The sequence below is a fragment of the Clostridium sp. 1001270J_160509_D11 genome, assembly GCF_015667935.1.
In the GTDB taxonomy this organism is placed as follows: Bacteria; Bacillota; Clostridia; order Peptostreptococcales; family Peptostreptococcaceae; genus Intestinibacter.
Map to the genome: position 1 here is coordinate 1 of NZ_JADPET010000113.1, position 9872 is coordinate 9872.

General features: G+C 29.3%; 6 protein-coding genes. 1 reads left to right on the forward strand and 5 read right to left on the reverse strand.

Features of this window, described 5'->3' with window-relative positions:
• The first annotated feature begins 44 nt into the window (after positions 1–44).
• Positions 45–1517, forward strand: a complete 1473-nt coding sequence (locus I4U58_RS10300) for a hypothetical protein (protein ID WP_195931260.1) — start codon at positions 45–47, stop codon at positions 1515–1517.
• Positions 1518–1633: 116 nt separating this feature from the next.
• Here I4U58_RS10300 and I4U58_RS10305 read toward each other — a convergent pair whose 3' ends face one another.
• The 5 genes from I4U58_RS10305 to mutS all read right to left on the reverse strand — a co-directional run bounded on the left by I4U58_RS10305 (position 1634) and on the right by mutS (position 9593).
• Positions 1634–2923, reverse strand: a complete 1290-nt coding sequence (locus tag I4U58_RS10305) for a methionine gamma-lyase family protein (protein WP_195931261.1) — start codon at positions 2921–2923, stop codon at positions 1634–1636.
• 243 nt (positions 2924–3166) lie between these two features.
• Positions 3167–3412, reverse strand: coding sequence for an RNA chaperone Hfq (gene hfq, locus I4U58_RS10310; RefSeq protein ID WP_195931262.1), 246 nt, complete (start codon positions 3410–3412; stop codon positions 3167–3169).
• Positions 3413–3601: 189 nt separating this feature from the next.
• Positions 3602–4534 (reverse strand): tRNA (adenosine(37)-N6)-dimethylallyltransferase MiaA, encoded by a 933-nt coding sequence (miaA, locus tag I4U58_RS10315; protein ID WP_195931263.1) that lies wholly within the window; start codon positions 4532–4534, stop codon positions 3602–3604.
• A 28-nt stretch (positions 4535–4562) separates the two neighbouring features.
• On the reverse strand, positions 4563–6665 hold the full coding sequence (gene mutL, locus I4U58_RS10320) for a DNA mismatch repair endonuclease MutL (RefSeq protein WP_195931264.1): 2103 nt from the start codon (positions 6663–6665) through the stop codon (positions 4563–4565).
• Positions 6666–6710: 45 nt separating this feature from the next.
• Entirely contained in the window at positions 6711–9593 is a 2883-nt protein-coding gene (mutS, locus tag I4U58_RS10325) for a DNA mismatch repair protein MutS (RefSeq protein WP_195931265.1), read from the reverse strand.
• Positions 9594–9872: the final 279 nt, after the last annotated feature.

Consider the following 9872-nt stretch of genomic DNA (forward strand, 5'->3'; position numbering starts at 1 on the left):
TCTGGTATCTTTTATATAGTATAAATATATTATGGAGGTGTATTTTGAAAGAAGACAATATTAAAAACAGCTATGAATGTAGGCTTAATTATTTTGTCTGTACTTCACTTTGTGCTACAAAGCAAGCTTATAAATATATAGATAAAGTATACAATTCTAATAAAGAAAAATACAATAATTTTTCTATAAACTGTTCATATTACAATCTAGCAAATTCTAGATTATTAGAAGAAGAGATGTATTTTAAAAAAGCACTTGGAATTATTACTTCTGGGGGAGAAAAAGAATTTTACTATATACTTAGAATGACTTATAAAAAGGCAAATCTACTTATTAAAAATAGTGGAGATATTGTCAGATTAAATGAATTGCCTATAAAGCCCGACTTAATGCCTGAAGAAGAATTTCTCGGCAATTATGCCGCAGCAATAATCCTAGCCCAAAAAGAAGGCAAGGAAATAGATGAAGATGACTTTTTCTTTAGAGCATTTCAAGAGATGGTCAATTTGAGGATGAATCCTCTAATACAAAATTCATTTAAGTATTCTAATATAGATAAATCTACACGAAAACAACTTAGACAAGTCGAATCTAATTTGTGTCACAAATACCCTAATATGACCAAGTGTCTGCGTGAGTTAGATTTTCAAAAAGGCTATGGAAAGCTAGACACAGAAAAAATCAATGACTACCACAGAATTGCCTATGCACTAGATTATGTATATGAATTAGAAGGTTTAAATATCATACCTCTTCTAAATAATAAGCCACACAGTACTAGTGAAGAAATTCAGGAATTAATCAATATCTGGGTTAAATGTGGCGGAAAAGTAGAAGAGTCTAACTACGACGCATTGTATTCATATATAATATCGTCTACAAAATTAAAAAGGATATTAGAAACATATAAAGATGCAAAACGCCTATATTTTAAAGATATAGCTGATATAGATAAAGAAGAATTAAAAGAAAAAGATGAAATGATCACTAAAATAACTCAAGAAAAATCAGACTTAGAGGCAAAATATAAAAAGACTAAAACTGAGTTAGAAAAAGAAAACGAAGAGTTAAAAGAAAAGCTGAGACTTCTTGAAAATAAAAATAAACAACTTGAAGAAGAGGTAAAAAATGAACCTCATATAAAAGAAGAATTAGTCGAACTTAGAAATTTAATGTTTAATTTATCTGAACATGTAAATATTCCGCCAGTCGGAAACCACAAAGAAGTAGATATAAATAAATTAAACAGCTTAAATGCAGTCTGTATAGGCGGGACCGAATCATGGATAAACTCTATGAAAGAAGTCCTTAATAACTGGGTATTTTTACATGCCGGTTTTGACAATTTTGACACAGCCTTATTAAAAAACAAAGAATATATCTTTGTAAACACAGTCTCAAACACGCACTCAATGTATTATAAGGCGATTGAAAACAAAGAAAAAAATACTAAAATAAGATACATAAATGCCCTAAATAAAGATAGGGTTTTATATGAAATAGAAAAAAATTTATAGAGTCTACTTATTAAAATATTTAGTTAAAAACTAATCAAAGTAATATAAAAAAACATCCATTTTTATTTAAAGTTACATAGTTCTAAATAAAATGGATGTTTTTTGTGTTTTTTATATTATCTATTTTCTTCTTTCATCTTTTTAATAGCTTGTATAGCTTTTAAAGTACCCATTTTTGAGTGATCAAATGTAAGTCCACCTTGGAAGTATACGTTGTATGGTGGTCTTATTGGAGCATCGGCACTAAGCTCTATTGATGAACCTTGAACGAATGCACCTGCTGCCATTATTACTTCGTCTTCGTATCCTGGCATTGCCCATGGAACTGGTTTTACAAACGCATCAACTGGAGCTGCTGCTTGCACACCTTGACAGAAACTTATAACTTCTTCAGCATTGTTAAGTTTTACAACTTGTATTATGTCACTTCTTAAATCGTCGTATTTTGGAAGTACGTCGTATCCTAATTTTTCAAACGCTCTAGCACAGAATATAGCTCCCATTACTGCTTGTGATGTAACGTATGGAGCCATGAAGAACCCTTGAAGTACAGTTCTTGTAGTTCCGAAAGTAAGACCACATTCTTTACCTATTCCTGGTGATGTTAATCTATAAGATATCATTTCTATTAAGTCAGCCCTACCAGCTATGTATCCACCAGTTAAAGCAAGACCTCCACCTGGGTTTTTGATTAGTGAACCAGCCATTACGTCTGCTCCAACTTCTGTAGGCTCTTTAGTATCTAAGAATTCACCGTAGCAGTTGTCTACCATAACGATTATGTCTTTATTTACAGATTTAACAACGTCTATTGCTTCTTTTATATCAGCTATACTAAGAGATTTTCTCCAAGAGTAACCTTTAGATCTTTGTATCATTACTAATTTAGTTCTCTCGTTTATTTTTTTCTTAACGCCTTCTAAGTCTATATCTCCATTTTCTAAGAAATCTACTTCATCATAAGTAACTCCGTATTCTTTTAATGAACCTTTTTCTTCTCTTATACCTATAACACCTTGTAGCGTGTCATATGGAGTTGAAGTTATTGATAAAATCTCATCTCCAGGTCTAACAAGCCCTTGCACACATAAGCTAAGTGCGTGTGTTCCGTTTACTATTATAGGTCTAACAAGTGCATCTTCAGCCCCAAATACATTTGCATATATTTCTTCAACTTTTTCTCTACCTATATCATTGTATCCGTATCCTGTTGTCCAGTTGAAGTGGTTGTCTGATAAGTTAGCTTCTTGCATAGCTTTTAAAACTTTATATTGATTAAATTCTCTTATTTCTTTTATCTCATCAAATTGTTCTTTTATATCTTCCATTACTTCTTCAGATAATTTAAATACTTCATCATCTAATTGGTAAAATTGTTTTAATAAATCGCTAGTTTCCTTTAACATGTCTTTCTCCTAATTTGTATTATTTTATTTATATAAGTATAATCATATTTATTTTAATAATTTAAATTTATATTTTCATCTATAATTATCCAACATTTAAGATTTTAACATACACAAATTTTTTCTTCAAGACAGAAAAAAGGTACTTATGTGGGGCAACAATTAATTATTAACTCACATAAGTACCTTTTCTTCTAAAAAGAATTTTAATTTTTAATATAAAATAATCTTTTGTATGTAGTATTATCTGTTGTTTTGTTGTTGATTTTGTAGGTTTATATATTTACCTGGAACTATAGTTGAAACAGCATGTTTGTATATCATGTTTTGTTGTCTGTTTTCACCTTCAAGTAATATTATATAACTGTCAAATCCTTTTACATTTCCTTTTACTTGTACCCCATTCATTAAGAATATTGTCACTGGTATTCTTTCTTTTCTAGCATTATTTAAAAATAAATCTTGTAAGTTTAAAACTGTATTTTTCATTTTTAATGCCCTCCCTGATAAGTTAATTTTTATATTAAGGAAATTCATATCTTAATAGTGTATAAAATAGACTCCCCGAAAAGTATAGTACTTATTTTCTTAAGTACTTTATATATAGGAGATTATAATTTAAATATAATCTCCTATATGTAATTAAGGATAATACTATATATTATTATTTTATACAATTTATAGTAATTTTTCAATATGATTAATTATATCTTCTTCCAATTTTTCTTTATTTTGGTATTCATCTAAGTCAAACCACTTTGCATCTTGATATCTTTTAAACCAAGTTATCTGGCGCTTAGCATATCTTCTAGAGTCTCTTTTTATTATTTCTACTACTTCGTCATAAGTGTACTCGCCATCTAGATATTTTATCATTTCTTTATAGCCTATTCCCTGCATTGATATCATATCTTTTGTATATCCCATTTCAAGTAGTTTTTTAACTTCGTCTAATAGACCATTTTCAAGCATTATATCTACTCTTTTGTTTATTCTTTGATATAATACTTCTCTGTCTCTATTTAAAACTATTATTATAGGTTTGTATTTTTCGTTGTATCTCAAGTCTTTTGAGAAATCGTTCATTTTGTTTCCACTTAGGCATACTTCTATAGCTCTTATAACTCTCTTTGTGTTGTTTTTGTGGATTCTATTTGCAGCATCTTCATCTAGACTTCTTAGTTTTTCGTGCATATAGTCTATGCCGTTTTCTTCTAATTCTTTTTCTAGCTTTTCTCTTATTTCGTTATTTGCATCTGATTTTGCAAAGTCCATATTGTATATAAGTGAGTTTAGGTATAATCCAGTTCCTCCAGTTACAAGTACTCTTTTTCCTCTTTCGTGTATATCGTTTATATATTTTTCACTTCTAGTTTGAAATTCTGATACAGAAAAAGGTACATCTGGAGTAACTTCGTCTATCATGTGGTGGACTACATTGTCCATTTCTTCTTTTGTTATTTTGGCACTACCTATATCCATATATTTATATATCTGCATTGAATCTGCTGATATTATCTCTGCATTTAATGATTTTGAAAGCTTAATCGATAAATCAGTTTTACCGACTGCTGTCGGCCCTGTAAGTATTATAAGCGGTATTTTGTTCATTATATATCTTCCTCAATTCTAATTTGTATTACATAATTCTCTTAAACATCTTTTCTATTTCTTTTTTAGATATTTCGACCATTGATGGTCTCCCATGTGGACAAGTATATGGATTTTCACACTTTTCCATTTTTGAAAGTAGTGAATGTATTTCGTCAAAATGGATTTTGTCGTTTGCCTTTATAGCTGCTCTACAAGACATAGATGCTATTTTGTCCATTTTTAAGTCGTAGCTACTTTCTAAATCCCCTATGTTGTCGATTATTTGGAATATAAATTTTTCTGATTGAGCAGTTCCAAAAATATTAGGCACTCCTCTGACCATAATATGATTATCTCCAAATATCTCTATTTCAAAACCAAATTTCATAAATAAATTTAGATTTTTTTCTACATCTAACATATCTACACTAGACAGTTCAATGACTATAGGGTCCAGTAACATCTGCATGTCTATGCTTTGGCTTTTAAACTTTGTCATATACTCTTCGTACAGTACTTTTTCGTGTGCGGCATGTTGATCTAATAAATACATAGATGTCCCCTTTTCAAGGACGATATAAGTATTTAAAATTGTGCCGATTACCTTAAAGTCGCTCGCTCTAAATTTGCTGTCTTGTGAATTATTTATTATCTTATCTAGTGTGTCGTCTTGTGTTTCTAAAAAACTTCCCTGAGTGGAAATCTCGTCTAATTTAGAATCCAACTCGCTATTTCTACTTGTTTTTATATCGCTATAACCCATATTGCTATAATAATCAGACTGCTCTTTTTCTTGATATGAGTTATAATTATCCATTTGAGTATATGAAACTTCATCAAACTTATTATTTTGAGCTTTCTCATAATCTTCATTTTCATCTTTAGTTTCATTTTCTTCTAATGCCTCTTTAAAAGATTTAAATGAAGATAAGTCTTCTCTTTCATCTATGTTGTACTCTTTAGGTTCTTCTTTTAAGCTTAGAGTATCTTGCTCTTTAGATTCTGTTTTATACTCAAAATCTATTTTATTTTGGTTTATATTTTGATTTGAAGAAGTCTCTACTTTTTCTTCTAAATTATTTTCTCCAAGGTGATTTAATTTATTTTGTACGTAGTTTTCATTATTATTAGTATAAGACTTGTATTTTCCTATCAAACTTATATTTAGAAGTTTGTTTTTTATTAAATCTCTTATCCTTATATATACGTCTTTTTCGTCTTGGAATTTTACTTCTAGCTTAGTCGGATGTATATTTACGTCTATTTCACCTGGGTTTATCGTTATATTTAAAAAGCACACTCCGAATTTATTTATGGGAATTATACTTTTATAACTTTCATTTATAGCATCTAATATAATTTTACTTCTAACATATCTTTTATTTATATAGATATGTTGAAGGTTTTTGTTAGATCTATAGATGTTGTTGTTTCCTATATATCCGTATATTTTTATCTTCTCATCTTCATAATCTACTTCGATTAAGTTATCTGTTATTTCTTTTCCATAAATACTTCTTATTACGTTTATAAGTTTATTGTCGCCAGGTGTATTTAACATAAGCTTTTTGTTGTTTATGTATTTTATTCTAACTCCTGGATTTCCTATAGCAAGTTTATTTATTAAATCACTTATATTTATAGTTTCAGCATGAGTCGATTTTAAAAATTTTGCCCTTACTGGAGTATTAAAAAACAAGTCTTTTATAGTTATTGTTGTACCGTCTTTTGTCCCTATAGGCTCTTTTTTTATTATTTTAGACCCGCTAAGCTCTATCTTCGTACCTATAACTTCTTCTTTTGTCTTTGTAATCATTTCGATATTTGAGACAGCAGAAATTGAGGCAAGTGCCTCCCCCCTAAATCCAAACGAATAAAGGTCGTATAAGTCGTCTATTTCTTTTATTTTGCTTGTAGCATGTCTTAAAAAGCATTTTTCAACTTCACTAGATAATATTCCAGATCCGTTGTCGCTTATTTTGATGCACTTTTTTCCGCCGTCAGTAATATCTACTACGACTTGAGTAGCACCTGAATCTATTGCATTTTCTAAAAGTTCTTTTACTACAGAAGAAGGTCTTTCAACGACCTCTCCTGCAGCTATTTTATTTATTGTTAAATCATCTAAAATATTTATATACTTACCCATCTAATCCCTCCAAGAGGTTATTTTGGCTTAAGTTAAAATAACCGATTATCTATTTTCTTTTGCTTTTTTTTGTAAATTATATAATGTATTTACGCAGTCTATTAAATTCATATTTAATATATCTAAATTTAAAAGCTCGTCTAATACTTCGTTATTTGGAGTTATATTTCCAAACGATATTTGTGAATCTTCTTCTTTTAATTTAGTATAATTTGCATTTAATTTATTATAATCTTTTTTCATTTTTTTATGTTCTTTTAATAAAGTTTCATGCTCTAATTTTAAAGATTCGTATTCATTTTTTATATTGTCTTGCTCTATTTTATTTAGCTCATTTTCAAAGCTAAATTCATCTGTAACTTGAGTCTGTGATTTATCGTCTTCTCTTACTACATCAATATCTTTAAGTTGTAAATCTGCTGTAACTAAAGCTTCTTTATTTGCTTTATCAAGCATTAACTTCATTTTTTCTTTATCGAGACTTCCAGTTAAAACTTCACCGTTAAATATGTGGTTTTTCTCTAAATCGCTTAGAATTTCTGATGAACGCTCTATAACTTTGTCAGGCAGTTTTGCAAGTTTTGCAACGTATATACCGTAACTTTTGTCTGCTGGTTGTTCTACTATTTTTCTAAGGAAGATTATATTTTCTCCGTCGTCTTTTACTGAAATAGAGTAGTTTTTAACTTCTCTAAACTCGTTTTCTAAATCTGTAAGCTCGTGGTAGTGAGTTGCAAATAAAGTCTTACATTTTATATTACTTTGGATATATTCAACTATTGCCCAAGCTAAACTTATACCGTCGTAAGTTGATGTACCCCTACCGATTTCATCAAGTATTACAAAACTCTTTGATGTAGCATTTTTAAGTATTTGTGAAACTTCGTTCATCTCTACCATAAATGTAGATTGACCAGAAGATAAGTCGTCACTTGCCCCAACTCTTGTAAATATTCTGTCGCATATTGGAATATCTGCAAAATCTGCCGGAACAAAACTTCCCATATGAGCCATTAAAACTATTATCGCACTTTGTCTCATATAAGTCGACTTACCTGCCATATTCGGCCCTGTAATTATATTTATAATATTTTCGTCGTCTGATAAATAAGTGTCGTTTGGCACGAAGTTTTCTTCACCTACTATATTTTCGACAACTGGGTGACGTCCGTTTTTAATATCTAATTTGTTGTTGTCGTTTATATTAGGTTTTACATAGTTGTTTAAATCTGCAACAGTTGCAAATGAAGTAAATACGTCTATATTTGCTATTATCTTAGCTACGTTTTGGATTCTATCTATATTGTCGTAGATGTATTTTCTAACTTGTACAAATAATTCGTATTCAAGCACACCTATTTTTTCTTTTGCGTGAAGTATTTTATCTTCTATTATTTTTAATTCTTCTGTTATATATCTTTCGGCGTTACTTAATGTCTGCTTTCTTATATAGCTATTGTCTATATTTGCAGTTGCTAAGTTTGCCTTTGTTATTTCAATATAATATCCGAACACTTTATTAAATCCTATTTTTAAAGATTTAACTCCTGTTTTTTCTTTTTCGCGATTTTCGATTTCCTTAATCATAAAGGCGCCGTTTGTAGAAACTTCTCTAAGCTCACTTAATTCTTCATTGTAGCTTGATTTAATTATATTTCCGTCTTTTATAGTTATGCTAGGCTCCTCAAGTATAGCTTTATTTATTAAGTCGTAAATATCGTCTAAAGTCTCCATTTTGTTTGCGTAGTTTTTAAGTATTTCTGCATCAGATTCTTCTATTCTACGCTTTAGCTCTGGAAGTTTTTCAATAGAGTTTTTTAAATTAATAAGCTCTTTTGGAGTAACTTTTTCAAACGCGATTTTACCGCAGATACGCTCTATATCGTACACATTTTTTAAAATCTCGATTAAGTCTATTCTAAGTGAGTAATCGTCTTTTATCTCTTCAATTACATCTAATCTAGTTTGAATTCTTTGTTTGTCTACTAATGGCTCCTCAACGTATTTTCTAAGCATTCTTCCACCCATTGCAGTCGAAGTTTTATCTAGTACGTGAAGTAGTGAGCCTTTCTTTTTCTTTGTTCTAATAGTCTCTGTAAGCTCTAAATTTGAACGAGTAAACATATCAAGCACCATATAATTTGATGAGTTGTATATGTTTATATTGTTTATATTTGAAGTTACTTGTTTTTGAGTGTTGTATATATAATTTAAAAGGACACATAAACTTCTATTTATAAGTCCATTTTCATCGAATTTTAAGTTTCTTAAATACTCATCGCTGAAATATTGTTTTAATATATCTTCGTTTAAATACGCTTCGTCGAAATTAGTATTTAAATATATATTAGATAAAGACGCTATAGCTTCTAGATTTTTTATATAATCTAAGTCGTTTATTATTATTTCTGATGGAGAAACTTTCGCAATTTCTTCTATTAACTTGTCTTTTTTTAATATAGTTGCATTAGTTTCACCTGTACTTATATCTACATAAGATAGACCTATATCGTCATTTTGCTTGTATAAAGACATAAGGTAGTTGTTTTTTTTGTTTTCAAGAAGATTCCCTTCAAGAACAGTCCCTGGAGTTACTACTCTTATTACTTCTCTTTTTACGATTCCCTTTGCAGCAGAAGGATCTTCCATCTGCTCGCCTATCGCTACTTTATATCCGCTTTCAACTAATTTTGATATATAAGAGTTTGCAGCATGAAACGGAACTCCACACATAGGAGCTCTCTCTTCAAGCCCACAAGCCTTTCCTGTAAGTGCTATTTCAAGTACTTTTGATGCAATTATCGCATCTTCAAAGAACATCTCATAAAAATCTCCTAATCTAAAGAACAATATACAATCAGGATATTTATCTTTTGTCTCAAAATACTGTTTCATCATAGGAGTTAATTTACTTCTGTCGATTACCATTTTGTTTATTATGCCTAAAATGTTTATTTTTAGGCTACTCCTTTCTTTTTTGTTAATATATTAAACTCTCTTAAGTTGTAATTTTTATTTTATATTCTAATTAAAAATCATTTATATCTTTTCTAAATTAATTATTATACATTAGAAATCTAATTTAAAGAACTTTTTTCTAGATAACCATTATAACATATTTTTTTTATTTTTTTGTAGGAGTCTATATTTCAAAATTATAAATTTATTTTTAAAATAGGATTAAATTCGTGAAAGATATCTTACAAG

Excerpts from the sequence above, each read along its gene's own strand:
- hfq (WP_195931262.1), bottom strand. The coding sequence starts at position 3,412 with ATGAAAAATACAGTTTTAAACTTACAAGATTTATTTTTAAATAATGCT.
- miaA (WP_195931263.1), bottom strand. The coding sequence starts at position 4,534 with ATGAACAAAATACCGCTTATAATACTTACAGGGCCGACAGCAGTCGGT.
- mutS (WP_195931265.1), bottom strand. The coding sequence starts at position 9,593 with ATGGTAATCGACAGAAGTAAATTAACTCCTATGATGAAACAGTATTTT.
- mutL (WP_195931264.1), bottom strand. The coding sequence starts at position 6,665 with ATGGGTAAGTATATAAATATTTTAGATGATTTAACAATAAATAAAATA.
- I4U58_RS10305 (WP_195931261.1), bottom strand. The coding sequence starts at position 2,923 with ATGTTAAAGGAAACTAGCGATTTATTAAAACAATTTTACCAATTAGAT.